The sequence below is a fragment of the Streptomyces sp. NBC_00193 genome, assembly GCF_026342735.1.
GTDB lineage: Bacteria > Actinomycetota > Actinomycetes > Streptomycetales > Streptomycetaceae > Streptomyces > Streptomyces stoeckheimensis.
In genome coordinates, this window is the sequence record NZ_JAPEMM010000001.1 from 2,009,039 (window position 1) to 2,034,634 (window position 25,596).

23 protein-coding genes are annotated in these 25,596 nt (G+C 72.5%); 8 read left to right on the forward strand and 15 right to left on the reverse strand.

Annotated features, from left to right (window positions below; all coding sequences use genetic code 11):
- The first annotated feature begins 57 nt into the window (after nt 1-57).
- Together OG898_RS08555 and OG898_RS08560 are read left to right on the forward strand one after the other, a co-directional pair.
- Entirely contained in the window at nt 58-1,491 is a 1,434-nt protein-coding gene (locus OG898_RS08555; protein ID WP_266955956.1) for a SulP family inorganic anion transporter, read from the forward strand.
- Nucleotides 1,492-1,548: 57 nt separating this feature from the next.
- Entirely contained in the window at nt 1,549-2,772 is a 1,224-nt protein-coding gene (locus tag OG898_RS08560; RefSeq protein ID WP_266960133.1) for an APC family permease, read from the forward strand.
- Here the strand turns inward: OG898_RS08560 and OG898_RS08565 are convergent.
- The 14 genes from OG898_RS08565 to OG898_RS08630 all read right to left on the reverse strand — a co-directional run bounded on the left by OG898_RS08565 (nt 2,756) and on the right by OG898_RS08630 (nt 16,417).
- The gene (locus OG898_RS08565; protein WP_266955958.1) at nt 2,756-3,301 is read right to left on the reverse strand and encodes an SMI1/KNR4 family protein; all 546 of its coding nucleotides are present in this window, start codon (nt 3,299-3,301) and stop codon (nt 2,756-2,758) included. The genes OG898_RS08560 and OG898_RS08565 overlap by 17 nt on opposite strands.
- Before the next feature lie 70 nt (nt 3,302-3,371).
- Entirely contained in the window at nt 3,372-4,391 is a 1,020-nt protein-coding gene (locus OG898_RS08570; protein WP_266955960.1) for a glycosyltransferase family 2 protein, read from the reverse strand.
- A gap of 102 nt (nt 4,392-4,493) precedes the next feature.
- Nucleotides 4,494-4,886: a YccF domain-containing protein gene (locus OG898_RS08575; protein ID WP_250740893.1), complete on the reverse strand. Its 393-nt coding sequence runs from the start codon at nt 4,884-4,886 to the stop codon at nt 4,494-4,496.
- Nucleotides 4,883-5,746: a zinc metalloprotease HtpX gene (htpX, locus tag OG898_RS08580; RefSeq protein WP_250740894.1), complete on the reverse strand. Its 864-nt coding sequence runs from the start codon at nt 5,744-5,746 to the stop codon at nt 4,883-4,885. Before htpX ends, OG898_RS08575 begins: the two co-directional genes overlap by 4 nt.
- 299 nt (nt 5,747-6,045) lie before the next feature.
- On the reverse strand, nt 6,046-7,656 hold the full coding sequence (locus OG898_RS08585) for an NADH-quinone oxidoreductase subunit N (protein WP_266955962.1): 1,611 nt from the start codon (nt 7,654-7,656) through the stop codon (nt 6,046-6,048).
- Complete coding sequence (locus OG898_RS08590) at nt 7,653-9,221, reverse strand: NuoM family protein (RefSeq protein WP_266960135.1); 1,569 nt, start codon at nt 9,219-9,221, stop codon at nt 7,653-7,655. The genes OG898_RS08585 and OG898_RS08590 overlap by 4 nt, the downstream gene beginning before the upstream one ends.
- A gap of 38 nt (nt 9,222-9,259) precedes the next feature.
- Nucleotides 9,260-11,302 (reverse strand): NADH-quinone oxidoreductase subunit L, encoded by a 2,043-nt coding sequence (locus OG898_RS08595; RefSeq protein WP_266955964.1) that lies wholly within the window; start codon nt 11,300-11,302, stop codon nt 9,260-9,262.
- Nucleotides 11,299-11,673 carry an NADH-quinone oxidoreductase subunit NuoK gene (gene nuoK / locus OG898_RS08600; protein ID WP_250740897.1) on the reverse strand — a complete coding sequence of 125 codons (375 nt, stop codon included), beginning with the start codon at nt 11,671-11,673 and terminating at the stop codon, nt 11,299-11,301. The genes OG898_RS08595 and nuoK overlap by 4 nt, the downstream gene beginning before the upstream one ends.
- Nucleotides 11,673-12,242 carry an NADH-quinone oxidoreductase subunit J gene (locus tag OG898_RS08605; RefSeq protein ID WP_250740898.1) on the reverse strand — a complete coding sequence of 190 codons (570 nt, stop codon included), beginning with the start codon at nt 12,240-12,242 and terminating at the stop codon, nt 11,673-11,675. Before OG898_RS08605 ends, nuoK begins: the two co-directional genes overlap by 1 nt.
- Nucleotides 12,239-12,850, reverse strand: a complete 612-nt coding sequence (locus OG898_RS08610) for an NADH-quinone oxidoreductase subunit I (protein ID WP_250740899.1) — start codon at nt 12,848-12,850, stop codon at nt 12,239-12,241. The genes OG898_RS08605 and OG898_RS08610 overlap by 4 nt, the downstream gene beginning before the upstream one ends.
- The gene (locus OG898_RS08615; protein WP_250740900.1) at nt 12,851-13,819 is read right to left on the reverse strand and encodes a complex I subunit 1 family protein; all 969 of its coding nucleotides are present in this window, start codon (nt 13,817-13,819) and stop codon (nt 12,851-12,853) included.
- Nucleotides 13,816-15,369 carry an NADH-quinone oxidoreductase subunit C gene (locus OG898_RS08620; protein ID WP_266955966.1) on the reverse strand — a complete coding sequence of 518 codons (1,554 nt, stop codon included), beginning with the start codon at nt 15,367-15,369 and terminating at the stop codon, nt 13,816-13,818. The genes OG898_RS08615 and OG898_RS08620 overlap by 4 nt, the downstream gene beginning before the upstream one ends.
- A complete protein-coding gene (locus tag OG898_RS08625; protein WP_266955967.1) occupies nt 15,366-16,019 on the reverse strand; it encodes an NADH-quinone oxidoreductase subunit B in 654 nt (217 codons plus the stop codon). Before OG898_RS08625 ends, OG898_RS08620 begins: the two co-directional genes overlap by 4 nt.
- A complete protein-coding gene (locus tag OG898_RS08630; protein ID WP_250740903.1) occupies nt 16,010-16,417 on the reverse strand; it encodes an NADH-quinone oxidoreductase subunit A in 408 nt (135 codons plus the stop codon). Before OG898_RS08630 ends, OG898_RS08625 begins: the two co-directional genes overlap by 10 nt.
- A gap of 155 nt (nt 16,418-16,572) precedes the next feature.
- On the opposite strand from OG898_RS08630, the gene OG898_RS08635 reads away from it, so the two are divergent.
- From OG898_RS08635 to rarD, 6 genes are all read left to right on the forward strand, one after another.
- Nucleotides 16,573-17,766: a sensor histidine kinase gene (locus OG898_RS08635; protein WP_250740904.1), complete on the forward strand. Its 1,194-nt coding sequence runs from the start codon at nt 16,573-16,575 to the stop codon at nt 17,764-17,766.
- A gap of 560 nt (nt 17,767-18,326) precedes the next feature.
- Nucleotides 18,327-19,631 carry a sensor histidine kinase gene (locus OG898_RS08640; protein ID WP_266955969.1) on the forward strand — a complete coding sequence of 435 codons (1,305 nt, stop codon included), beginning with the start codon at nt 18,327-18,329 and terminating at the stop codon, nt 19,629-19,631.
- A 379-nt stretch (nt 19,632-20,010) separates the two neighbouring features.
- Nucleotides 20,011-20,670, forward strand: coding sequence for a response regulator transcription factor (locus OG898_RS08645; protein ID WP_308313410.1), 660 nt, complete (start codon nt 20,011-20,013; stop codon nt 20,668-20,670).
- Nucleotides 20,671-20,813: 143 nt separating this feature from the next.
- Entirely contained in the window at nt 20,814-22,835 is a 2,022-nt protein-coding gene (locus tag OG898_RS08650) for a 2-oxoacid:acceptor oxidoreductase subunit alpha (protein WP_250740906.1), read from the forward strand.
- Nucleotides 22,828-23,895, forward strand: a complete 1,068-nt coding sequence (locus OG898_RS08655) for a 2-oxoacid:ferredoxin oxidoreductase subunit beta (RefSeq protein ID WP_250740907.1) — start codon at nt 22,828-22,830, stop codon at nt 23,893-23,895. The genes OG898_RS08650 and OG898_RS08655 overlap by 8 nt, the downstream gene beginning before the upstream one ends.
- A 246-nt stretch (nt 23,896-24,141) precedes the next feature.
- A complete protein-coding gene (rarD, locus tag OG898_RS08660) occupies nt 24,142-25,107 on the forward strand; it encodes an EamA family transporter RarD (protein ID WP_250740908.1) in 966 nt (321 codons plus the stop codon).
- A 71-nt stretch (nt 25,108-25,178) separates the two neighbouring features.
- Here the strand turns inward: rarD and OG898_RS08665 are convergent, their stop codons facing one another.
- Nucleotides 25,179-25,577, reverse strand: a complete 399-nt coding sequence (locus OG898_RS08665; RefSeq protein WP_250740909.1) for a DUF6193 family natural product biosynthesis protein — start codon at nt 25,575-25,577, stop codon at nt 25,179-25,181.
- Nucleotides 25,578-25,596 lie beyond the last annotated feature (19 nt).

A 25,596-nucleotide genomic window follows, 5' to 3' on the forward strand; every position in this document is an offset into this window, starting at 1 on the left:
GTAGTGCGCCCACCAGGGTGAGGGGTGTCCGTCAGCGCCTCGACAGGGGGGTCCCGCATGCCTGTGCCTGGGGCCGGCACGTTACGTGAAGACTTCGGGGCGTCCGTGGTGGTCGCCCTGGTCGCGCTACCGCTCTGCGTCGGAGTGGCCGTCGCCTCCGGGGTGCCGGCCGAACTCGGGATCCTCACCGGGGTGGTGGGCGGGCTGGTCACCGGCTGGTTCCGGGGCAGCTCCCTCCAGGTGAGCGGCCCGGCCGCCGGGCTCACCGTGCTCGTCTACGAGGCCGTGCGGACGTACGGGCTGCCCGCGCTCGGCGTACTCGTCCTGGCCGCCGGCCTGGTGCAGCTGGGCATGGGCGTGCTGCGGCTCGGGCGGTGGTTCCGGGCGATCTCCGTGGCCGTCGTGCACGGGATGCTGGCCGGCATCGGGATCGTGCTGATCGCCGGTCAGCTGTACGCCCTGGCCGACGTGGAGGCCCCGGCGCGGACCCTGGAGAAGCTGGCCGGGGCGCTGGAGCTCGGCGGGCGCGCCGACTGGACCGCCGTGGCGCTCGGGGCCGGGACGGTCGCCGTCCTGGTGGCCTGGCGGCGGATGCCCGACCGGCTGCGGCTCGTGCCGGGGGCTCTCGTCGGGGTCGCCGCCGCGACCGCCGCCGCCGTACTGCTGCGGCTGCCCGTGGAGCGGGTCCGGGTCACCGGCGTCCTGTCGGCCGTGACCCTGCCCGGCTGGGCCGACTTCGGGGTGCTCGCCTCCGTGGGGGCCGTCGGGACCGTGGTGGCGCTCGCGCTCATCGCCTCCGCCGAGACGCTGTTCAGTGCGGCGGCCGTGGACCGCATGCACGACGGGGACCGGACCGACTACGACCGCGAACTGGTCGCCCAGGGCGTCGGGAACACCCTCTGCGGGCTGCTCGGGGCCCTGCCGATGACCGCCGTCATCGTCCGCAGTGCCGCCAACGTCGAGGCCGGCGCCCGCACTCGGGCCTCCCGGATCCTGCACGGCGGCTGGCTGCTGCTGTTCGCCGTGGCCGTCCCCGGGCTGCTGGAGTCCGTCCCGCTCGCCGCGCTGGCCGGGGTGCTGCTGCACGCCGGCTGGAAGCTGCTGCCTGTGCGGGCGGTGGCCGCCCTGTGGCGGTCGCACCGGGGCGAGGCGGTCGTCCTGGTGGCGACGGCCGCGGCGATCGTGGCCACGAACCTCTTCGAGGGGGTGCTGGCCGGGCTGGGGCTCGCCGTCGCCAAGGCGGCCTGGGAGACCTCCCACGTGCACATCGAGCCGGTGTGGGAGGGCGACGAACTGCGCGTGCGGATCCTGGGGAACGCCAGCTTCCTGCGGCTGCCCAAACTGCTCGACGAGCTGGACGCGCTGCCCCGCGGCAGTGCCGTCCGCCTCGACCTGAGCGGGCTGCGCCACCTCGACCACGCCTGCCTGACCGCCCTGGACGGCTGGGAGCGCAGCCGCACGCCGGTCCCCGGACGGGAAGGCGTCACCTAGCCCGGCTACTCTCCGCCCGTGAACGCCACTGACCCCGCACACCCCACACCCAACGAGATGAAGCGCACCCTGGGCGTCTTCGACGCGGTCGTCGTCGGGCTCGGCGCGATGGTCGGCGCCGGGATCTTCGCCGCCCTGGCCCCGGCGGCGCGCGCGGCCGGGGGAGCGCTCCTCGCGGCGCTCGCGCTCGCGGCCCTGGTGGCGTACTGCAACGCGCACTCCTCGGCGCGGCTGGCCGCCCGCTACCCCTCCTCGGGCGGCACCTACGTGTACGGGCGCGAACGGCTCGGGCCCTTCTGGGGATACCTGGCCGGCTGGGGCTTCGTCGTCGGCAAGACGGCCTCCTGCGCGGCGATGGCCCTCACGGTCGGGGCCTACGCGTGGCCCGGGCAGCAGCACGCGGTGGCCGTGGCGGCGGTGGTGGCACTGACCGCCGCGAGCTACGGGGGCGTGCAGAAGTCCGCCCGGATCGCCCGGGTGATCGTGGCGGTGGTGCTGGCCGTCCTGGCCGGGGTCGTCGTGGCGTGCCTGTCCTCCGGCGCGGCCGACGCCGGCCGTCTCGGCGGCCCGGACTGGGCGGCGGCCGGGCTGCTGCAGGGTGCCGGACTGCTGTTCTTCGCCTTCGCGGGCTACGCCCGGATCACCACCCTGGGCGAGGAGGTGCGCGACCCGGAGCACACGATCCCGCGGGCGGTGCCCCTCGCCCTGGGGATCGCCCTGCTCGTCTACGCCGCGGTCTCGGTGGCGGCGCTGTCGGTGCTCGGCGCCGACGGTCTGGGGCGGTCGGCGGCCCCGCTGGCCGACGCCGTGCGCGCGGCCGGGTGGCCCGGACTGACTCCCGTCGTCCGGGTGGGTGCGGCCCTGGCGGCGCTGGGCTCGCTGCTGGCGCTCGTACTCGGGGTGTCGCGGACCACCCTGGCGATGGCGCGGGACGGCCATCTGCCGCGCGCGCTGGCCGCCGTACATCCCCGGCATCAGGTGCCGCACCACGCCGAGCTGGCGGTGGGCGCGGTGGTGGCGGTGCTCGCGGCCACCACCGATCTGCGGGGCGCGATCGGTTTCTCCTCCTTCGGCGTGCTCGCCTATTACGCGATCGCGAACGCCTCCGCGTGGACTCTCGATTCAGGTGTCAAGGACCGGGCCGTGGCAGTGGTGGGACTGTCCGGCTGCGTGGTGCTGGCCTGCGCGCTGCCCGCCGTGTCGACGGTCACGGGGGCCGCGGTGCTGGCACTGGGCGCGCTGGCCTACGGGGTGCGCCGGCGGCTCACACCCGGGCCCTGAAGCCCGCCCAGGGGGTCAGTTCCAGGTCCCACTCCTCCCCCGCACCCGATTCCTCGCTGAACCAGGCGCTGCCGTCGAGCCAGCCGCGCAGCCAGTCGGCGAGCGTGGGCGATTCGAGGAACCAGGCGAGGTCGGGCTCGCCCGAGTTCGGTTCGAACAGCAGGACTTGGGCGGTTTCCGAGCGGCAGTCCACGCAGGCGCGCAGGGCGCAGCCGAGGTCGGCTATGGGCAGCACGCCCTCGGGCCAGCGCCAGGCCGAGGCGCGCATCGCGGTGTATTCGGCGACGGCGCGCTCCAGGGGCAGCAGGCCGTGCTCGGGGCCGAAGCCGCCGTCCGCCACGCGGGTGTGGAGGGCCGCGAGGAGGGGCGGCAGGGCGAAGCCCAGGGCCGCCTCGGCCCGGTGCAGCTCCGCGGTGGCCAGGGGCGCCGGAAGGGGCGCTGCAGGGGTGCCGGTGGCCGCGTACCGCCCCTGGTGGGAGCTGTGTGCGCGGCCGGCGACTTGCTTCAGCAACTGCTCGGTGTCATCCATGCACACAGAGTGACACCCCCCACTGACAATCGCCCTGACCTGCGATTTCAGCCGCGACGAGGGTGCGGCCTCAGTCCGCTTGGCGCTCCGTGTTCCGCGCCGGGGCGTGCGAGTCGTACCCGACGAAGAAGGTGGGCCGGCGCTGCACGGCCGTGTAGATGCGGCCGATGTACTCGCCGAGCAGACCGACGCAGATCAGCTGCACGCCGCCGAGGAACAGCATCACGATGAACAGCGAGGTCCAGCCGGGGACGGTCTGGCCCTTCAGGTAGATCGCCAGGGTGGCACCCACCATCAGCAGGCAGCCGAAGAAGCTGGCCACGCCCAGCCAGGTCGCCAGGCGCAGCGGGGCGGCGGAGAAGTTGATGACGCTGTCGACGCCGAGCCGGAGCATCTTGCTCAGCGGGTACTTGGTCTCCCCCGCCACCCGCTCCTCGCGCTGGTAGGTGACCTGGCCGCTGGGGAAGCCGAGCCACGGCACGAGCAGGCGGTACACCTGGTGCTGGTCGGGCATGGCCTTGACCGCGTCGACCGCCGCGCGGCTGAGCAGCCGGAAGTCGCCCGCCTGCGCGGGCACCTGCTTGCCGACCAGGCGGCGCACCAGCCAGTAGTACGCGCCGGCCGTGTGCCGCTTGAAGCCGGTGTCCGTGCTCCGGTCGGCCCGGACGCCGTAGACGATGTCGAGACCGTCCGCGCGGGCCAGGTCGAGCATCTCCGGGATCTTCTCCGGCGGGTCCTGGAGGTCCGCGTCGATGCTGGCCACGTACGCGCCCGAGGCGCTGTGCAGGCCCGCCGTGAGGGCGGCCTGGTGGCCGGAGTTCCCGCGCAGCCGCACGACCCGCAGTTCGGGCCACTTGGCCTGGAACTCGGTCAGCAGCTCCGCGGTGCGGTCCTTGCTGCCGTCGTCGACGGCGACGACCTCGTAGCGGACGGCCATGGCGTCGAGTGCCGGGCGCAGTCTGCCGACCAGGGCCGGCAGCGCGTCCTCCTCGTTGTACATCGGCACGACCACCGAGAGGGTCGTCGTGGAGGGCTCGGAGGGCTCGGAGAACTCGGAAGGCTCAGAGGGCTCAGAGGGCTCAGTCGACATCGGTTCTTCCCTGCCCGTTGTGCGTGCCGCTCGTCCGCGTCACTCGTCCGCAACCCGGAACTTTAATACGAGTGGATGAACCGGATCCGGGCTCGGCGCGACTCAGCGCGAGGCGAACGGAGCGTCCGTGGGGACGATCTCGCGGCCCAGCGGGAGCAGGGAGAGCGGGACCATCTTGAAGTTGGCGATGCCGAACGGGATGCCGATGATCGTGATGCACAGCGCGATGCCGGTGACGATGTGGCCGAGGGCCAGCCACCAGCCGGCCAGGACGAGCCACAGCACGTTCCCGACGCAGGACGCGGCGCCCGCGTCACGCCGCTCGACGGTCGTGTACCCGAAGGGCCACAGGGCGTACACGGCGATGCGGAACGAGGCTATGCCGAAGGGGATTCCGATGATGGTGATGCAGAGGATCACACCCGCCAGGCAGTAGCCCAGGAAGAGCCAGACTCCGCTGAGGACGAGCCAAATGATGTTCAGGATGGTCTTCACTGACTGCGGCCTGCCATCTGTTCGAGCCGGGCGATGCGCTCGGCCATCGGAGGGTGTGTGGAAAACATTTTGGACAATCCCTCGCCGGGACGGAAGGGATTGGCGATCATCATGTGGCTCGCGGTCTCCAGTCGCGGCTCGGCGGGCAGCGGGAGCTGCTTGGTGCCGGCGTCCAGCTTGCGCAGGGCGCTGGCGAGGGCGAGCGGGTCCCCGGTGAGCTGGGCCCCGGAGGCGTCCGCCTCGTACTCGCGCGAGCGGCTGATGGCGAGCTGGATCACGGAGGCCGCCAGCGGGCCCAGGATCATGATCAGCAGCATGCCGAAGAGGCCCGGTCCCTCGTCGTCGTTGGAACGGCCGATGGGGATCAGCCAGGCGAAGTTGACCAGGAACATGATCACGGAGGCCAGGGCGCCCGCGACGGACGAGATGAGGATGTCGCGGTTGTAGACGTGGCTGAGCTCGTGGCCGATGACCCCGCGCAGCTCGCGCTCGTCGAGTATGCGCAGGATGCCCTCGGTGCAGCAGACCGCGGCGTTGCGCGGGTTGCGGCCGGTGGCGAAGGCGTTGGGGGCCTCGGTCGGGGAGATGTAGAGCCGGGGCATGGGCTGGCGCGCGGACGTGGAGAGCTCGCGCACCATGCGGTAGAGCTCGGGTGCCTCGAACTCGCTGACGGGGCGGGCCCGCATCGCGCGCAGGGCCAGCTTGTCGCTGTTCCAGTACGCGTACGCGTTGGTGCCGAGGGCCACGAGGACGGCGACGATCAGGCCGCCCCGGCCGAAGAAGCTTCCGATCAGGATGATGAGGGCCGACAGACCACCGAGGAGTACGGCGGTCTTCAGCCCGTTGTGCCGGCGGTGCACGGTGCGCCCTCCAAGTGGTGCCGCAGGGGGACCCGTCCAGGATCTGGGGATCGGAGGGCCTACGGTCCAGTGGACCCTTCCTTCCTGGTCAACGCGAGGTGAGGGCGGCAGGTTCCCCGGGCACGCCCGTCCCCGCCGCCCCGGCGGACCGGGGGGCGGGGCTGTGATGGGGCTGTGACGGGGTCGCGGCGGGGCCACGGCAGGGCCGCGGCGGGCGCCGTGCAGGTTAGGCCGTACGGGTTACGGGCGCGGGCCGGCCGCAGCGCTGACGGGGCTCCCCCAGCCCTCCGGAGCGGGCTCTACAGCGGGAAGAGGCTGCCGGTGGCGAAGCGCAGGACGAGCTGCGGGGCGCCCGAGAGGACCAGCGCGGTGGCGGCGGTGAGCACGATGGCCGCCGTGACCGGCCAGGGGGTCCCGGTACGGGGCTGCGCGCCCTCTTGTGCGCCCCCGTGCGCGCCCTCCTGCGCCCCGTCCCCCTCGGGGGTGCGGAAGAGCAGGGCGGTCCAGCGCAGGTAGTAGTACAGCGCGACGACGACGTTGACGGCCATGACCACGGCGAGCCAGCCCAGTCCCGCGTCGACCGCCGAGCGGAAGACGGTGACCTTCGCGAAGAGCCCGATGATGCCCGGCGGCAGACCGGCCAGGCAGAGCAGGAAGAAGGCCATCGCGAGGGCCGCGAGCGGGCTCTCGGCGTACAGGCCCCGGTAGTCGGAGAGCCGGTGCAGCGGCTTCGTACGGGCCACCAGGGCGGCCACGGCGAAGGCGCCGAGGTTCACGGCGGCGTACATGAGGGCGTAGGCGACGGTGGAGCCGATCTGGTCGCGGCCGGCGTAGGCGGCGGCCGCGATCGGGACCAGCAGGTAGCCGGCCTGGCCCACGGAGGACCAGGCGAGCAGCCGTACGGCCCCGCCCGGCCGGTCGGCGGACTGGCGCAGGGCCGCCGCGTTGCCGAGGGTCATGGTGAGCGCGGCCAGGACGGCGAGGGCCGGGCCCCAGATGTCGGAGTACGCGGGGAAGGCGATCACGGTGACGAGGATGAGGCCGGTGAAGCCCACGGCCTTGCCGATGACCGACAGGTATCCGGCGACGGGCAGCGGGGCGCCGACGTAGGTGTCCGGGACCCAGAAGTGGAAGGGGACGGCGGCCGTCTTGAAGGCGAAGCCGACCAGGGTGAGCGCGACGCCGGCCATGGCGAGGGTGTCGAGCTGCCCGGGGACGTGTCCGAGCCGGTCGGCGACCTGGGTGAGGTGCAGGGAGCCGGTGGCGGCGTAGACGAAGCTGACACCCATCAGGGACACGGCGGTGGCGGTGACGGAGGACAGGAAGAACTTGAGGGCGGCCTCGGAGGAGAGCCGGTCGCCGCGGCGCATGCCGACGAGGGCGAAGGCGGGCAGCGAGGCGACTTCGAGGGCGACGATCAGGGTGGCGAGGTCGCGGGAGGCGGGCAGCAGGGCCGCGCCGGCGGCGGAGGAGAGCAGCAGGAACCAGTACTCGCCGGCCGGCATGCGCGCCTCGCGGACGGCGGTGACCGACAGCAGGGCGGTGACCAGGGCGCCGCCCAGGACGAGGAACTGGACGACGAGCGCGAAGTGGTCGGCGGCGTAGCTGCACGCGGCGGGGTCCGCCGTACCGGGTCCGGTGAGGCAGAAGGTGCTGCGGTCGCCGGCGCGCAGCGGCAGCAGGGTGGCGGTCGCGGCGGCCAGTCCGGCCACGGAGATCCAGCCGAGCAGCGGCTTGCGGCGCTCCGGCACGAAGAGGTCGAGGACCAGCACGAGGAGGCCGACGGAGGCGGTGATGACGACCGGCGCGATGGCGAGCCAGTCGACGGACTGGACCAGGCTGCCGGCGCCCGCGCCGGTGTCGGCCGCGGCGATGACGAGCGGCTGGGCGATGGGCTGAAGGACCGTCATGAGTTCCCTCCCGCGAGGAGCTTCTGGACGGCCGGGTCGGTGAGGCCGAGGAGGACCGCGGGCCACAGGCCGGCGAGGAGGGTGAGGGCGACGAGCGGGCTCCAGGCGGCGTACTCGTAGCGCTGGATGTCCGCGAGGACCACCGGGGCGGCGGCCCCTTCGCGCGCGGCCTTCGGGTCGCCCATGCACACCCGCCGTACGACGATCAGAAGATAGGCGGCGGTGAGCAGGGTGCCGAACGCGCCGACGGACATGTACGTGAGGAACGCCGGCCGCGACAGGCCCTCGGCGGGGTCGAACGCACCGAAGAGCGCCAGCATCTCGCCCCAGAAGCCCGCCAGGCCGGGGAGGCCGAGCGAGGCGATGGCGGCGAAGGCGAGGAGGGCTCCGAAGCGGGGGGCGCGGCCGTAGAGGGCCGCTCCGGTGGCTCCGGCGAGGGTGTCGAGATCGGCCGTGTTGTAACGGTCTTTGAGCGCGCCGACAAGAAAGAAGAGAAGGCCGGTGATCAGACCGTGCGCGACGTTGGCGAACAGCGCGCCGTTCACGCCGGTGGGGGTCATGGACGCGATGCCGAGGAGGACGAAGCCCATGTGGCCGACGGAGGAGTACGCGATGAGGCGCTTGAGGTCGCCCTTGTTGCCCTTGCGGGCGAGGGCGAGACAGGCCAGGGACCCGTAGACGATGCCGACCGCGGCGAAGGCGCCCAGGTACGGGGCGAAGGTGGCCATGCCGTCGGGCGTGGCGGGCAGCAGGATCCGGACGAACCCGTAGGTGCCCATCTTCAGCAGGACGCCCGCGAGGAGGACGGAACCGACGGTGGGGGCGGCCGTGTGGGCGTCCGGCAGCCAGCTGTGCAGCGGCCACATCGGGGTCTTCACGGCGAGGCCGATCCCGATGGCGAGAACGGCCAGGACCTGGGTGGTGTGGGACAGTTCGCGGCCGTTGTCGGAGGCCAGTGCCACCATGTCGAAGGTGCCGCTGTTCAGCCCGATCAGCAGCAGGCCGAGCAGCATCACCACGGAGCCGAGGAGGGTGTAGAGGATGAACTTCCAGGCGGCCGCCTGCCGCTGAGCACCGCCCCAGCGGGCGATGAGGAAGTACATCGGGATGAGGACCATCTCGAAGGCGAGGAAGAACAGCAGCAGGTCGAGGACGGCGAAGGTGGCGAGGGTGCCGGACTCCAGGACCAGGAGCAGGGCGACGAAGGCCTTCGCGGAGGGGCCCGCGGGGAGCTTGAAGTAGCTGTAGAGCGCGCAGAGGAAGAACAGCAGCGCGGTCATCAGGAGGAGGGGGAGCGAGATGCCGTCGATGCCGAGGTGGATCCGGACGTTCAGGGCCTGGATCCAACTGATGTCCGTCGTCGCCTGGAAGCGGGACGGGGCGTCGTGGTCGAAGCCCACGGCGAGGACGATCGCCGCGGCGAGGATGGCACCGGTCACGGTCACGCCGTGGCGCAGTACGGCCTGTTCGGGGCTCTTGCCCTTCAGTCCGGGCGGGGCCGGCAGGAGGGCGGCGACGGCGCCGACGAGCGGGCCGGCCACGACGAACGCCAGAAGGAACTGCATCACGGACGGGCTGATATCAATCACGGCTGACTCACGGCTCACGATCCGGCGTTGACGTTGGCGAGGACGGCGGTGGCGATCGCCAGGACCACGGCGCCGGCGAGCAGGGCACTCAGGTAGCTCTGCACGTTGCCGGTCTGGGCGCGGCGCACGAGGGTGCCGAGCAGCCGGGGGCCGAGGCCCGCGCCACGGACGTACGAGTCCACGACCTCGCGGTCCAGGAAGCGCACGAGGGCTGCGGCGGCTCGGACGGGGCGCACGAACAGGCGGTCGTAGACGGCGTCGAGGTGGAAGCCGACGGCGGCGTGCCGGTGCAGCGGGCCGAGGAGGGCGCGGCCGGGGTCGGCGGCGGGGGCCGTGGAGACGACCGGGTGGTCGTGGGTGACCTCGGCGACCTCGGGGCTCTCGGCGGCGGACTCGGCGGCGACGACGGACGCGGGCACTGCGCCGGTGGCGGGCGCACCCGCGGTGGCGGGGCCCGCTCCGGCCGGGGCTGCCGGGGCCAGGGCGGCCTGGGCCTGGGCGCGCTGCCACAGGGCGTAGGTGAGCACCGCGCCGACGGCGGCGGCGCCCGTGCCGAGGACCGAGGTCGTCAGCGACGGGGTGAGCTCGCGGCCGTCGAAGAAGTCGGACAGGGGACCGGCCAGCAGGCCGAAGCCCACGGACGGGACGGCCAGCAGCCACAGCACGCCGGTCATGGCGACGGGCTCCTTGCCGTGGTCGGGGGCGGCTGCGCCCCGGCCGCGGAAGGCCATCAGCCACAGCCGGGTGGCGTAGGCGGCGGTGAGCAGGGCGGTCAGCACGCCGGCGACGAGGACCACCCAGCCGGCCGCGCTCGGGGCGAGCTCCGAGTGGCCGCCGGCGGTGTGCTCGGCGGCGACGAGGACGGCTTCCTTGGAGAAGAAGCCGGCGAAGGGCGGGAAGGCGGCGAGCGCGAGCAGCGCGATCGTCATCGTCCAGAAGGCGTCGGGGATGCGCTTGGCCAGGCCGTCCATGCGGGACATGGCGGCGAGGGAGTTCGTCCCCGCGGCGTGGATGATCACGCCGGCGCCGAGGAACAGGAGCGCCTTGAAGGCGCCGTGGGACAGGAGGTGGAAGACGGCGGCCGCGCGGTCGCCGACGGCCAGGGCGCCGGTCATGTAGCCGAGCTGGCCGATCGTGGAGTAGGCGAGCACCCGCTTGATGTCGTCCTGGGCCAGGGCGGCGAGGGCGGAGCCGACCATCGTGACGGCCGCCATGACGGCCAGGACCACCAGTGCGGCCCGGGACGCGGCGAAGACGGGGAGGAGGCGGGCGACGAAGTAGACGCCGGCGGCGACCATCGTCGCCGCGTGGATCAGTGCGGAGACCGGGGTGGGGCCCGCCATGGCGTCCGGAAGCCAGGTGTGCAGCGGGAACTGCGCGGACTTGCCCGCGACTCCGGCCAGCAGGAGGAGCGCGATGAGCGTCGGGTGGTCGAGCCCGCCCGCGGAGACCGTGCCCAGGATCTTGGTGATCCGGAAGGACCCGGCGTCGGTGGCGAGCGCGAACAGACCGATGAGGAAGGGGACGTCGCCGAGCTTGGTGACGAGGAAGGCCTTCAGGGAGGCGGAGCGGGCCGCCTCGGTCTCCCAGTAGTGGCCGACCAGGAAGTACGAGCAGATGCCCATGATCTCCCAGCCGACCAGCAGCACCATCAGGTCGCCGGAGTAGACGACGAGCAGCATGGCGGAGGTGAACAGTGAGACCAGAGCGGCGTAGGACGGGTAGCGCGGGTCCTCGCGCAGGTACGCCGTCGAGTAGATCTGCACGCAGGTGGCGACGAGGCCGACGAGCACGGCCACCATGACGGCGAAGCCGTCCAGGTGGAGCGAGAGCTCGATGGGCACCGAGCCGGTCGGGGTCAGCTCGGTCGCCGTGTCGATCGCCTTGCCGCCGCCCTGGCGGAGGGCGACCAGGACCGCGAGGACGGCGGCCGCCAGCGTCGGCAGGACGGCGAGCGGCTTGACGAAGCCGGGGGCGGTGCGGCCGAGGAGCAGTCCCGCCAGTGCGCCCAGGAAGGGCAGGAGGGGGACCAGTACGGCGAGGGTCGGGGTGCTCACGCGGCGGCTCCGGTCGCAGGGTTCGCGCTGTCCGCGCCAGCGGGGGTCGTGCCGTCCTGCTCGTGGCCCTCGGCGGTGTCGCGCAGTCGGTCTACGTCCGCGGTGCCCCGGTTGCGGTAGACCATCAGCACGATCGCGAGGCCGATGCCGATCTCGGCGGCGGCGATGGCGATGGTGAAGAGGGTGAGGGCCTGGCCGGCGTGCAGGCTGTCGCGCAGCCAGACGTCGAAGGCCACCAGGTTGAGGTTGACGGCGTTGAGCATCAGCTCGACGGACATCAGGACCAGGATGGCGTTGCGGCGGGCGAGCACTCCGTACAGGCCCGTGCAGAAGAGGAGCGCCGCCAGCACGGCGGGGTAGGCGAGGTGCATCAGCGCTGCCCGCCCTTCGGGTCGGTGGCGGGCGCGTCCTTGCGGGACAGCACGATGGCGCCGATCAGGGCCGCGAGGAGGAGGACGGAGAGCGCCTCGAACGGCAGCACCCAGTGCCGGAAGAGGATCTCTCCCGAAACCTTGGTGGAGCCCTGGGCGGGGCCGTCGAGGTCGATCCAGGTGGTGCGGAAGGCGTCGACGACCACCCAGACGAGCGCGGCGGCCGCGACGAGGGCGACGCCGAGCGCGACCGGGCGGTTGCCCGAGTCGGCGTCCGGTGAGCGGCCGATGGGGGCCTTGGTGAGCATCAGCCCGAAGAGGAGGAGGACGACCACGGAACCGAGGTAGATCAGCACCTGGACCCAGGCGATGAACTCGGCGGTCAGCAGCAGGTACTCGACGGCGATCCCGCCGAGGGCGACGACCAGCCACAGGGCGGCGTGCACGAGCTGCTTGGTGGTGACCGTGACGGCGGCCGCGCCGAGGGTGGCGAGGCCGACGAGGACGAAGGCGATCTCGACGCCGGTCGGGGAGAGGAAGCCGTTGCCTTGGGCGGCTGCGGTGATCACGCGTCTCCTTCCGGGGCCGGGTCCGAGTCCGGGGCGGTGGTGCCGGGGTTCGCCTCGGCGGCTGCAGCTGCGGCGGCTGCCGCGGCTGCGGTCTCCGCCTTCTCCACGGCCTTGCGGGCGGCCGCGATCTCCTTGGGCTCCTCGGCGGCCGGGTCCAGGGCGGGCGGGGCCGGGACGGTCCACATCCACTCGCGCAGCTTGTCGCGCTCGTGGGTGAGCTCGTGGATGTCGGTCTCGGCGTACTCGAACTCCGGCGACCAGAACAGCGCGTCGAAGGGGCACACCTCGATGCAGATGCCGCAGTACATGCAGAGGGAGAAGTCGATGGCGAAGCGGTCGAGGACGTTGCGGCTGCGCTCACGGCCACCGGGGGCGGCGGCCGGCACCGTCTCCTTGTGGGAGTCGATGTAGATGCACCAGTCGGGGCACTCGCGCGCGCACAGCATGCAGACCGTGCAGTTCTCCTCGAACAGGCCGATGACCCCGCGCGAGCGCGGCGGGAGTTCGGGCTGCACCTCGGGGTATTGGGCGGTGTGCGAGCGCTTCGTCATCGTGCGCAGCGTGACGGCCAGGCCCTTGGCGAGGCCGGAGCCGGGGATGGGAGGCATTTACTGGATCGCCACCTTCACGATGCCGGTGAGCGCGATCTGGGCGAGCGCGAGGGGGATGAGTACGGTCCAGGCGAGCTTCTGCAGCTGGTCCTCGCGCAGCCGGGGGTAGCTCACGCGGAGCCAGATCACCACGAAGGAGAGCGCGGCGATCTTGAGCAGGGTCCAGGCCCAGGCGAAGCCGTCTCCGCCGAAGGGGCCGTGCCAGCCGCCCAGGAAGAGGACGGTGGTCAGGGCGCACAGGACGACGATGCCGGCGTACTCGGCGAGCAGGAACAGCGCGAAGCGCAGGCCGGTGTACTCGGTGTACGCGCCGAAGATGATCTCGGAGTCGGCGACGGGCATGTCGAAGGGGGGCCGCTGGAGTTCGGCGAGGCCGGCGGTGAAGAAGACGAGCCCGCCGACGATCTGCCAGGGCAGCCACCACCACTCGAAGGCGCCGACGATGCCGGGGAGGGAGACGGTTCCGGCGGCCATGGCGACCGAGGCCGCCGCGAGCAGCATGGGGAGCTCGTAGGCGAGCAGCTGGGCGGCGGTGCGGAGGCCTCCGAGGAGGGAGAACTTGTTCGCGGAGGCCCAGCCGGCCATGAGCGAGCCGAGCACGCCCACGCCCATGACGGCGAGCGCGAAGAAGAGCCCCGCGTCGATGACCTGGCCGACGGCGCCCTCGCCGGGGCCGATCGGGATCGCGAGGAGGACCAGGAGGTACGGGAGGAGCGCGACGGCGGGGGCGAGCTGGAAGACACGGCGGTCGGCGTTGGCCGGGACGATGTCTTCCTTCTGCGCGAACTTGACTCCGTCGGCGACGAGCTGGGCCCAGCCGTGGAAGCCGCCGGCGTACATGGGGCCGAGGCGGCCCTGCATGTGGGCCATCACCTTGTGCTCGGTCTGCCCGACGACGAGCGGGAGCACGAGGAAGACGGCGAAGACGACGATCAGCCGCAGGGCGACGTCGAGGACGTCGTTCACGCGGCGCCTCCGGTGGGGTCGTTGGGGGTGGGGTCCGTGTCGGAGTCCGCGGGGTCAGGCTTGGGGGCGGACTCGGACTCGGACTGAGGCTCGGATCCGGCGGAGCCCGCGGGGGCGGCCGGGGCCGCCTGGTCCTCGGGGGTGGCCGGTTCGGCCGGGGCCGCCGGGCCTGCCGGGTCGGCCGGAGCCGCCGGAGTGGCCGGAGCCTCCGAAGTGGCCGGAGCCTCCGAGGTGGCCGGGGTCGCCGCAGTCGCCTGGTCGGGCCGCGCCGCCGGGGTTGCCTGGTCGGCCGAGGTTGCCTGGTCGGCCGGAGCCGCCGGGCCGGCCGGAGTGGGCTCCGGGGTGTCGAAGGCCGGCTTCGGGTTGTGCCAGGGGGCGTCCGTGCTGCCGCGCACCGGGCGGGCCGGGGGCTGCGGTTCGGCCTCGGGCGTGGCTTCGGCCGCGGCCTGGCTCGCCGAGCCGTCCGCGACCGAGCGGGTACGGCGTACCGGGCGGGCCGGGGCTGCCTCGGACGCGGCCGGGCTCGCCTCGGACGACGGCGTCTCGGCCTCGGCCGGGGTGGCTGACGCCGGGGTGGCCGGGGGCTGCGCCTGGCTCGCGGAGCCGTCCGCGACCGAGCGGGAGCGGCGTACCGGGCGGGCCGGGGAGGCTTCCGCCGGGGCTCCGGACGGAGCCGGGGCAGCCTCGGACGGAGCCGGGGTCGCCGCGGCTTCGGCCGGGGCGGCTGACGCCTCGGCCGGGGTGGCTGGTGCCGGGGTGGTCTCGGCCGCGGCCTGGCTTGCCGAGCCGTCGGCTACCGAGCGGGTACGGCGTACCGGGCGGGCCGGGGTTTCCTCGGGTGAGGTCGGGGTGGCTTCGCCCGGGGTGCGGGCGGGGCGGTCGCCGGCTGCGCGCGGGGTGCGGGCCGGGCGGTCGCCGGGAGCGCCTGCCGCCGCGCGGGGGGTGCGGGCGGGGCGGGTGGGGGCCGGGGGGAGCTGGCCCTTCATCGGGCCCCAGTCGTTGGGGTCCGGTACGCCCGGCGGGAGCATCTGACGGCGCTTCGGGGCGTCCGGGTCGTGCGCCTCGCCCGGCTCCTTCGCACCCGGCCATGCCTTGGCGACCCGCGCCGCGAGGACGAAGTCCTTGCGCAGCGGGTGGCCCTCGAAGTTCTCGGGGAGCAGGAGCGGGACCAGGTTCGGGTGGTCCGTGAAAGTGACGCCGAACATCTCCCAGGTCTCGCGCTCGTGCCATTCCGCGCCGGCGTAGATCGAGACCGCCGAGGGCAGGGAGGGCGCCGCGTGGGGGACGGTGGTGCGCAGCAGGAGGCGGCGTACGCGGTGGTTCTCCAGGGAGACGACGTGCGCGCAGATGCGGAAGCCCGTGCCCGGCTCGTCCACCGCGCTCAGCCAGTCGAAGTAGGTACAGCCCAGCTTGTCGCGGGCGATCTCCAGCGCGGGGATCCAGCTCGCGGTGGGGACGTCGACCGTGAGGACGGAGTAGGCGAAGGAGCCGACCGCTTCGGCGCCGAAGATCGTTCCCGCCGCGTCGGGGAGGGAGTCGTAGAGGTTCACGCGTCCGTCCCGGGAACAGGGCTGGAGGTGGGAGCGGGGTGGGAGCCCGGAGCGGGAGGAGGGGTGATCAGGCCGCTCGTGAGCTGCGCCGGGGACGGCGCCGGCGTGTCCGCGTAGCGCTCCGCCAGCGATTCGCGGGCGATCTTCTCCTGGAGCTTGAGGATGCCCTGGAGGAGGGCCTCGGGGCGGGGCGGGCAGCCGGGGACGTAGACGTCGACCGGGATGATCTGGTCGACGCCCTTGGTCACCGAGTACGAGTCCCAGTACGGGCCGCCGCAGTTGGAGCAGGCGCCGAAGGAGATGACGTACTTGGGCTCGGGCATCTGCTCGTACAGCCGCTTGACGGCCGGGGCCATCTTGTCCGTCACCGTGCCGGAGACGATCATGAGGTCCGCCTGGCGCGGGCCGGGCGCGAAGGGGATGACGCCGAGCCGGATGAAGTCGTGGCGGGCCATCGAGGCCGCGATGAACTCGATCGCGCAGCAGGCGAGGCCGAAGTTGAAGACCCACAGGCTGTAGCGGCGGCCCCAGTTGAGGACCACCTTCATGGGCTCGGGCGCGAGGCGGGACAGGACGCCCAGCCGCTTCGGCTCCGGGAGCAGCTGCGGCTCCGACGGCACGGCCGGGGTACCGGCCGGGGTCACAGCCATTCGAGGACGCCCTTCTTGTACGCATAGAGCAGGCCGACGGCCAGGAAGCCGAGGAAGATGAACATCTCCACCAGCGTCGTGGCGCCGTAACCGGCGGCGGCGAACACCGTCGCCCACGGGAAGAGGAAGATCGAGTCGACGGCGAAGATGACGTAGAGGAAGGCGTAGACGTAGTAGCGGACCTGGGTGTGCGCCCAGCCCTCGCCCACCGGGTCCACGCCGCACTCGTAGGTCAGCAGCTTCTCGCGGGTCGGGACGGACGGGCTCAGCAGGCGGTTGGCGCCGAACGCCACCGCCACGAAGAGCACACCGAGCGCGGCCAGGAGACCGACGACCGAATACGTTCGGAAGTAGTCCGCTGCGAGCACGGATACGGTCGATACCGTTGGTTCGGGCACGTCCGTTCCTCGTTCCTCGGCCACTGTCGACGATCAGGTTGATCTGGTACGGACGGGAGTCTAGGGCCTGGGCTCCACGGGGTGGGGTTATCCCCCGTTTACCTCGGCCCGGCTACCCCATGGCATCGGACTCGCGGGCTTGGCAGGGTGGGCGCATGACCGCGAGCAAGCACACCCCCGACGACGGCGCTCCTCCTCCCGTACGCGCACCCTTCGATGCCGTGACGTGGAAGGAAATCGCTTACCTGCTGAGCAATTTGCCCGCCGCCCTCATCGGGTTCGTCTACACGGTGGTGATGGTGTCGACCGCGGGCGGCCTGTCGGTGACCGCGATCGGTCTGCCGCTGTTCGCATGTGGTCTGTTCGTGTCTCGCCAATTGGGACGGCTGGAACGGGCGCGGGCGCGCTACCTCTTGGGCGTACGGGTCGACGAGCCGACGCCGATGCCCGGGCCGGGCCGCTCCGGGGGGTTCTTCCCCTGGCTGTGGGCGAGCCTCAAGGACCCGGTGGCGTGGCGGACCGTGCTGTTCGAGCTGATCCGGCTGCCGTGGGCGATCCTCACCTTCACCGTGGCGCTGACCGGGCTGTTCGTGCTGTGGCCGGTGATGCCGTGGCTGGTCCGGGGGCTCGCGAACGTGGACCGGGCGATGGTACGGGGCCTGCTGTCGCCCTCCGACGAGCTGGAGCGGCGCATCGCCGAACTGGAGTCCGACCGGGGTGTCGTGGTCGACACGGCGGCGGCGGACCTGCGGCGCATCGAGCGGGACCTGCACGACGGGGCGCAGGCCCGGCTGGTGGCGCTGGCCATGGGGCTGGGTCTGGCGAAGGAGAAGCTGCTGGAGGACCCCGAGGGGGCGGCGGCGATGGTGGACGAGGCGCACGGGGAAGTGAAGATCGCCCTGCAGGAGCTGCGGGACCTGGCCCGCGGGATCCACCCGGCGGTACTGACCGACCGGGGGCTGGACGCGGCCCTGTCCTCGGTGGCCTCCCGTTGCCTGGTCCCCGTGAAGGTGGCGGTGGACCTGCCGGCGCGGCCGGCGGAGGCGATCGAGGGGATCGCGTACTTCGTGGTCTCGGAGCTGCTGCAGAACGTGAGCAAGCACGCCGGGCCGGGGGCGCGGTGCGCGGAGGTCGAGGTGTGGCGCACGGGTGGCTCCGCCGACGGGCGGCTGCTGATCCGGGTGTCGGACGACGGGCGGGGCGGCGCGGATGCGAGGGCCGGGTCCGGGCTGGCGGGGTTGAGCGAGCGGCTCGACGCGGTGGATGGCGTGCTGGTGGTGGAGTCCCCCGAGGGGGCCGGGACCGTGGTCACGGCGGAGCTGCCGTGGCGGGATCGGGTCTCCCGGTAACGCCCCGCGGAGCGGGGCCGAGCCCCGGCCGGGCGGGAGCCCCGTCCGCCTCGGGCGCCGGCGGGGCTGGGTGTGGCCACCCGCCGCGGGTCGCGTGCGGCGCCGTATCCGGGGGGCCAGCCCCCCGGACCCCCGCGCCTCAAACGCCGGCGGGGCTGGATTTGGCCGGCATCGGCGTGCATGTGTGGGCTGGATCGTCCTTGGGGCGGTCCAGCCCCTGCGTCGTTTGAGGGGTGGGTCCGGGCGGAGCCCGGGGAACGGGCGAAGGGCGGGGAGGGGACTCGGCGTCCGCCTGGGGGCGCCGATGGCCGGGCTTCCCTGGTGGCCCGCCCCGGCAGGCCCTCGGCGGCGCCGCCGGCGGACGTCTACGCCGCGGTGGCGGCGGGGCAGTGCCGACCCCCGGCGGCCGTCCAAGCCCCCACCCCCGAGGCTCGCGGCGCGGGTGCGCGCCCCGGGGGTGGGGTTAACCCCCCGGGGGAGAGACCGACCTGCCGGATGTCTCCCGAAGGGGCCGCGCGGGAGGGTGGGGGGACACAGTGGAGGAAGGGCGGGTCGGCGACATGGGTAGCGGCGCACACGGCGGCAGCGGTATCGGCAGGGCGCTGCGGGCTCCCTTCGAGGGGCGGACCTGGCGGGAGTTCGGGTACCTGATGCTCGGGCTGCCGCTCAGCACCCTGTACTTCTCGCTCGCCATCACCGGCGTCAGCCTCGGCGCGGGGCTGCTCGTCACCTTCCTCGGAGTCCCGGTGCTGGCGGGGGTGCTGGCCATGTGCCGCGGGTTCGGGCGCGTGGAGCGGGCCCGGGTGCGCGGAATGCTCGGCGTCGACGTCGCGGAGCCCGCTCCGATCCGGGCGGAGAAGGGCGGGGCGATCGCCGGGATGGCGGCGCTGCTCAAGAGCGGGAGCGCCTGGCGGCACGTGCTGTACTCGGTGATCCACTTCCCGTGGGCGGTGTTCGCCTTCTGCGTGGCCCTGACGTTCTGGGCCTACGGGTGGGCCATGCTGCTCTACCCGCTCTGGTTCTGGGTCTTCCCCGCGTTCACCGATCAGCCGGGGCTGCAGGTCTTCCAGAACGACGACTACTCCCTCTATCTGGACTCCCCGCTCGCGATCGCGGCGACCTGCGCGACCGGGCTCGCCCTCACGCTGGCCACCCCCTGGGTGGTCCGGGCCCTGACCACCGTGGACCGGCTGCTCGTCTGCGGGCTGCTCGGGCCGTCCCGGCTCGCGCACCGGGTGAGCGAGCTGGAGTCCGACCGGGGTGTCGTGGTCGACACGGCGGCGGCGGACCTGCGGCGCATCGAGCGCGATCTGCACGACGGGGCGCAGGCCCGGCTGGTGGCGCTGGCCATGGACCTGGGTCTGGCGAAGGAGAAGCTGACGGAGGACCCGCGGGCCGCCGCCCGGATGGTGGACGAGGCGCACGGGGAAGTGAAGATCGCCCTGCAGGAGCTGCGGGACCTGGCCCGCGGGATCCACCCGGCGGTACTGACCGACCGGGGGCTGGACGCCGCCCTGTCCTCGGTGGCCTCCCGGTGTGCGGTACCGGTACGGGTGGCAGTGGATCTGCCCGCGCGGCCGGCGGCGGCGATCGAGGGGATCGCGTACTTCACGGTGTCGGAGCTGCTGCAGAACGTGAGCAAGCACGCGAGGGCCCGTACGGCCGGGGTCGACGTGTGGAAGTCCGGCGAGCGGCTGCTGATCCAGGTCGCCGACGACGGGGTGGGCGGGGCCGACGCCGTGGCCGGTTCGGGACTGGCGGGGCTGGCCGAGCGGCTCGACTCCGTGGACGGGTTGCTGGTCGTGGACTCCCCCGCCGGTGGCGGCACGACCGTCACCGCGGAACTCCCCTGGCGGGCCGTCTGAGGAACCCCCCTCCCGCCCGTGAGCGCGACACCTGACACCACCTGACACCACCGGTCGACACCCATCGACACCGATCACCGCACGGATGCCCCGCAAGGGTGTCCGTGCGGCCGTATGTCGCCCTCCCCTCATTCCCACCCCTCTCTCCCCCCCATTCCCGCCCCGCGGGGTGTCGTTCGGCCTGCCGGGCGCGGGGGCCAAAGCCCTGACTTCGGGGGGTGGATGGCGCGGAAGGGCACTCGGGGCCGAAAACAGCCGTTCCAGGGGTGCGCGTTGATCGCGATCCGGCTGTATCCGGGCTCAAGACTGGGATGCTTGGCTGAGTCAGGGACAACGGGGAACGAGCAAACGCGGGAGCAGCGGAGTCGTGGAAGACAGGGTGCGAGTGGTCATCGCCGAGGATTCAGTGCTGCTGCGTGAGGGCCTGACCCGGTTGCTGACCGACCGGGGGCATGACGTCGTCGCAGGCGTCGGGGACGCGGAAGCCCTGATCAAGACGGTGGCGGAGCTGGCGGCCGAGAACGCGCTGCCGGACGTGGTGGTCGCGGATGTGCGGATGCCGCCGACGCACACCGACGAGGGCGTACGGGCCGCCGTGCGGCTGCGGCGCGATCACCCCGGCATAGGTGTGCTCGTGCTGTCCCAGTACGTGGAGGAGCAGTACGCCACCGAGCTGCTGGCCGGCTCCAGTACCGGGGTGGGGTACCTGCTGAAGGACCGGGTGGCCGATGTGCGCGAGTTCCTCGACGCCGTCGTCCGGGTGGCCCGGGGCGGTACCGCCCTGGACCCGGAGGTCGTGGCGCAGCTGCTGGGCCGCAGCCGCAAGCAGGACGTGCTGGCGGGGCTGACCCCGCGCGAGCGCGAGGTGCTCGGGCTGATGGCCGAGGGGCGGACCAATTCCGCGGTGGCCAAGCAGCTGGTGGTGAGCGACGGCGCGGTGGAGAAGCACGTCAGCAACATCTTCATGAAGCTGGGCCTGTCGCCCAGTGACGGGGATCACCGGCGCGTGCTGGCCGTTCTCACCTACCTAAGATCTTGATCAACTGACACTCTGTCAGGTAAGGCCGGATTCGGACAGACCGCCGAAGGGGCGGTCCAGAAAATGAGCACCCCGGGAAGGAATCCCTACGGACGTAGGGTTGACCTTGGGCAGTGCTCACGCCTCGAAGGAGGTCCAGTTCAGTGACCAGCCAGGTCAGTAGCCCAGCCGAACAGTCCGACGGGGCCGAAGGCGCAGTCGTCGGCGAGCAGCGGACGTCCCCGGGCCCGAACGGTGAACCCGCAGATCACGCGGGCCCCGGCGGCCGCGACGGAGACGCCGGAGGCGCCGGGGATGCCGGGGACTCCGTGACGAAGGAAGTACGCCGACTCGATCGGGTGATCATCCGCTTCGCGGGTGACTCCGGTGACGGCATGCAGCTCACCGGTGACCGCTTCACCTCGGAAACCGCCTCCTTCGGCAACGACCTCTCGACGCTGCCGAACTTCCCGGCCGAGATCAGGGCGCCTGCCGGCACCCTCCCGGGCGTGTCCTCCTTCCAGCTGCACTTCGCCGACCACGACATCCTGACGCCGGGCGACGCCCCGAACGTGCTGGTGGCGATGAACCCGGCGGCGCTGAAGGCGAACATCGCGGACGTGCCGCGCGGCGCGGAGATCATCGTCAACACGGACGAGTTCACCAAGCGCCCGATGGCCAAGGTCGGCTACGAGACCTCCCCGCTGGAAGACGGCTCGCTGGACGCCTACAACGTCCACCCGGTGCCGCTGACCACCCTCACGGTCGAGGCGCTCAAGGACTTCGGGCTCTCCCGCAAGGAGGCCGAGCGCAGCAAGAACATGTTCGCGCTCGGGCTGCTGTCCTGGATGTACCACCGGCCCACCGAGGGCACCGAGACCTTCCTGCGGCAGAAGTTCGCGAAGAAGCCGCAGATCGCGGAGGCGAACGTCACCGCCTTCCGGGCCGGCTGGAACTTCGGCGAGACCACCGAGGACTTCGCCGTCTCCTACGAGGTGGCCCCGGCCACCCGCGCCTTCCCGACCGGCACGTACCGCAACATCTCCGGGAACCTCGCCCTGTCCTACGGGCTCATCGCCGCAGGTCAGCAGGCCGATCTCCCGATCTACCTGGGCTCGTACCCGATCACCCCGGCCTCGGACATCCTGCACGAGCTGAGCAAGCACAAGAACTTCGGCGTACGCACCTTCCAGGCCGAGGACGAGATCGCCGGCATCGGCGCGGCGCTGGGCGCGGCCTTCGGCGGCGCGCTCGGCGTGACCACCACCTCCGGCCCCGGCGTGGCCCTGAAGTCCGAGACGATCGGCCTCGCGGTCTCCCTGGAGCTGCCGCTGCTGATCGTGGACATCCAGCGCGGCGGCCCGTCGACCGGGCTGCCGACCAAGACGGAGCAGGCCGACCTGCTCCAGGCCATGTACGGGCGCAACGGCGAGGCACCGGTGCCGATCGTGGCCCCGCGCACGCCCGCGGACTGCTTCGACGCCGCGCTGGACGCGGCCCGGATCGCGCTGACCTACCGGACCCCGGTGTTCCTGCTCTCCGACGGGTACCTCGCCAACGGCTCCGAGCCCTGGCGGATCCCGGACGTGGCGGACCTGCCGGACCTCAAGGTCCAGTTCGCCGCCGGCCCCAACCACGAGCTCGCGGACGGCACCGAGGTCTTCTGGCCGTACAAGCGCGATCCGCAGACCCTGGCCCGCCCCTGGGCGGTCCCCGGCACGCCGGGGCTGGAGCACCGGATCGGCGGCATCGAGAAGCAGGACGGCACGGGCAACATCTCGTACGACCCGGCCAACCACGAGTTCATGGTCCGCACCCGCCAGGCCAAGATCGACGGCATCCAGGTCCCGGACCTGGAGGTCGACGACCCGGACGGCGCGCGCACTCTGGTGATCGGCTGGGGCTCGACGTACGGGCCGATCACGGCCGCCGTGCGCCGGCTGCGGATCGCCGGGCTCCCCATCGCGCAGGCCCACCTGCGCCACCTCAACCCCTTCCCGAGGAATCTGGGTGAGGTCCTGAAGCGTTACGACAAGGTAGTGGTGCCGGAGATGAACCTCGGGCAGCTCGCGACCCTCCTGAGGGCGAAGTACCTGGTCGACGCGGCGTCGTACAACCAGGTGAACGGCATGCCGTTCAAGGCCGAGCAGCTCGCCAACCATCTCAAGGAGGCCATCAATGACTGAGGTGACCGACAGCCCCTCCCTGCTCTCGCTGGTGCCCAAGGCGGCCGCCAAGCAGTCGATGAAGGACTTCAAGTCGGACCAGGAGGTCCGCTGGTGCCCCGGCTGCGGCGACTACGCGGTGCTCGCCGCCGTCCAGGGCTTCATGCCGGAGCTGGGGCTGGCGAAGGAGAACATCGTCTTCGTCTCGGGCATCGGCTGCTCCTCACGCTTCCCGTACTACATGGACACGTACGGGATGCACTCGATCCACGGCCGCGCCCCGGCCATCGCCACGGGGCTCGCCACCTCCCGCCGCGACCTGTCGGTCTGGGTCGTCACCGGTGACGGGGACGCGCTCTCCATCGGCGGAAACCACCTGATCCACGCCCTGCGGCGGAACGTCAACCTCAAGATCCTGCTGTTCAACAACCGGATCTACGGGCTGACCAAGGGGCAGTACTCCCCCACCTCCGAGGTCGGCAAGATCACCAAGTCGACCCCGATGGGCTCGCTCGACGCGCCCTTCAACCCGGTCTCGCTGGCGATCGGCGCGGAGGCCTCCTTCGTGGCCCGTACGGTCGACTCCGACCGCAAGCACCTCACCGAGGTGCTGCGCGCGGCGGCCGCCCACGAGGGCACGGCGCTGGTGGAGATCTACCAGAACTGCAACATCTTCAACGACGGCGCCTTCGAGGTCCTCAAGGACCACGAGCAGGCCCAGGAGGCCGTGATCCGCCTGGAGCAGGGGCAGCCGATCCGCTTCGGCGTGGACAACGCCAAGGGCGTCGTGCGCAACGTGGCCACCGGCGACCTGGAGGTCGTGACCGTGACCCCGGAGAACGAGTCCCGGATCCTGGTCCACGACGCCTCCTCGGCCTCCCCGACCAACGCGTTCGCGCTGTCCCGGCTGGCCGACCCCGACACGCTGCACCAGACGCCCATCGGGGTGTTCCGCAACGTGCGGCGGCCCGTCTACGACACGCTCATGGCCGAGCAGCTGGACACGGCCGTGGACCGCAGCGGCAAGGGCGACCTGGGCGCGCTGCTGAGCGGGAACGACACCTGGACGGTCGTCGGCTGAGGCGTCGGCTGAGGCGTCGGCTGAGGCGTCGGCCGCGGCATCGACCGAGGCATCCGCCGAGGCAGCCGCCGAGGCAGCCGCCGCAGCTCTTCGAAGCCCGGACCCGCAGGGAGGGTCCGGGCTTCGTCGTGTCCCGGCCGCCGTGCCGCCACCCAAGTGTCATGAGCATCTCGCCAGACGCTAATGACTTTCGGCGCGGGCGGCGCTACCGTCGTCAGGTTGGCTTGAAGTAGCTCTGGAGGTCCCGTGAAGGCACAGAACGACCAGCGCACGGGGTTGCTCTACGGATTCGCCTCGTACGGGATGTGGGGGATCGTCCCCCTCTTCTGGCCGCTCCTCCAGCCCGCCGGAGCGATCGAGATCCTCGCCCACCGCATGGTGTGGTCCCTGGCCGTGGTCGGCGTGGCGCTGCTGGCCCTGCGGCGCTGGGGATGGGTGTCGGAGCTGCTGCGCCAACCGCGCAAGCTCGCCCTCACGGGGGTGGCCGCCGCCCTGGTCACCGTGAACTGGGGCGTGTACATCTGGGCGGTCAACAACGGCGCCGTCGTCGAGGCGAGCCTCGGCTACTTCATCAACCCCCTGGTCACCATCGCGCTCGGCGTCCTGGTCCTGGGCGAGCGGCTGCGCCGCACGCAGTGGGCGGCCGTCGGGATCGCCGTCGCCGCCGTGCTGGTCCTCGCCGTCGGGTACGGGCGGCCGCCGTGGATCTCGCTGATCCTGGCCTTCTCCTTCGCCCTGTACGGGCTGATCAAGAAGCAGCTCGGCATGGGCGGCCTGGAGTCGCTGACCGCCGAGACCGTGATCATGTTCCTGCCCGCCCTCGGCTACCTGCTGTGGCTCGGCTCCCGCGGCGAGTCCACCTTCACCGCACAGGGCCCGGGGCACGCCGTTCTGCTGGCCTCGGCCGGGCTGGTCACCGCGATCCCGCTGATCTGCTTCGGCGCGGCCGCGATCCGGGTCCCGCTCTCCACCCTCGGACTGCTCCAGTACATGGCCCCGGTCTTCCAGTTCGGCCTCGGCGTCCTCTACTTCCACGAGGCCATGCCGCCCGCGCGCTGGGCCGGCTTCTCCCTGGTCTGGGTCGCCCTCTCGATCCTCACCTGGGACGCCCTGCGCACCGCCCACCGCTCCCGCGCCCTGCGCCTCGACGGCCTGCCGGCCCCGCTGCCGGCGCCCCTGCAGACGCCGGCACCGGCGCGCGAGACGGCGTAACACAGGCACCACCGCTCGGAGCACCGACGGGCGCGTCTTCGGACGCGCCCGTCCGCATGTCCGCCCAGGGGCTACCCGTCCATCGGCAGCCCCGTCGAGGCGAGCCGGAGGCGGGGCGGCACGTGCGCCACCACCAGGGCCACGGCCTCCCCGGCCGTGTCGACCTCGCCGAGCTGCCCGGCGGGATCGCGCCGCATGACGCGGAACCGCCCGTCGGGCAGCGGGATCACGAAGGGGACCGCCACCTCGTAGGGGAAGCGGGTCGTGCTGCTGAAGTGCACGTGGCAATGGCTCGTGTACGGGTACAGCTGCCGCAGGATCGGGTCCTCGTGGGCCTCCTCCAGCACGGCGATGGTGCCGAGGCGCCAGACCTTGGGACCGAGGCGCTCCAGGCGGTCCGCCCAGGCCCGCCGCGTGTCGAGCCACTGGGCCTCGACGACGGCCGCACGGGTCTCTTCGTTCACGTTCATCCCCCCAGTGTGCTCCCGC

Coding starts and splice junctions, on each gene's coding strand:
- OG898_RS08555 (WP_266955956.1), top strand. CDS start 58: ATGCCTGTGCCTGGGGCCGGCACGTTACGTGAAGACTTCGGGGCGTCC.
- OG898_RS08560 (WP_266960133.1), top strand. CDS start 1,549: ATGAAGCGCACCCTGGGCGTCTTCGACGCGGTCGTCGTCGGGCTCGGC.
- OG898_RS08565 (WP_266955958.1), bottom strand. CDS start 3,301: ATGGATGACACCGAGCAGTTGCTGAAGCAAGTCGCCGGCCGCGCACAC.
- OG898_RS08570 (WP_266955960.1), bottom strand. CDS start 4,391: ATGTCGACTGAGCCCTCTGAGCCCTCTGAGCCTTCCGAGTTCTCCGAG.
- OG898_RS08585 (WP_266955962.1), bottom strand. CDS start 7,656: ATGACGGTCCTTCAGCCCATCGCCCAGCCGCTCGTCATCGCCGCGGCC.
- OG898_RS08590 (WP_266960135.1), bottom strand. CDS start 9,221: ATGCAGTTCCTTCTGGCGTTCGTCGTGGCCGGCCCGCTCGTCGGCGCC.
- nuoK (WP_250740897.1), bottom strand. CDS start 11,673: ATGCACCTCGCCTACCCCGCCGTGCTGGCGGCGCTCCTCTTCTGCACG.
- OG898_RS08610 (WP_250740899.1), bottom strand. CDS start 12,850: ATGCCTCCCATCCCCGGCTCCGGCCTCGCCAAGGGCCTGGCCGTCACG.
- OG898_RS08625 (WP_266955967.1), bottom strand. CDS start 16,019: ATGGCTGTGACCCCGGCCGGTACCCCGGCCGTGCCGTCGGAGCCGCAG.
- OG898_RS08635 (WP_250740904.1), top strand. CDS start 16,573: ATGACCGCGAGCAAGCACACCCCCGACGACGGCGCTCCTCCTCCCGTA.
- OG898_RS08640 (WP_266955969.1), top strand. CDS start 18,327: ATGGGTAGCGGCGCACACGGCGGCAGCGGTATCGGCAGGGCGCTGCGG.
- OG898_RS08655 (WP_250740907.1), top strand. CDS start 22,828: ATGACTGAGGTGACCGACAGCCCCTCCCTGCTCTCGCTGGTGCCCAAG.
- OG898_RS08665 (WP_250740909.1), bottom strand. CDS start 25,577: ATGAACGTGAACGAAGAGACCCGTGCGGCCGTCGTCGAGGCCCAGTGG.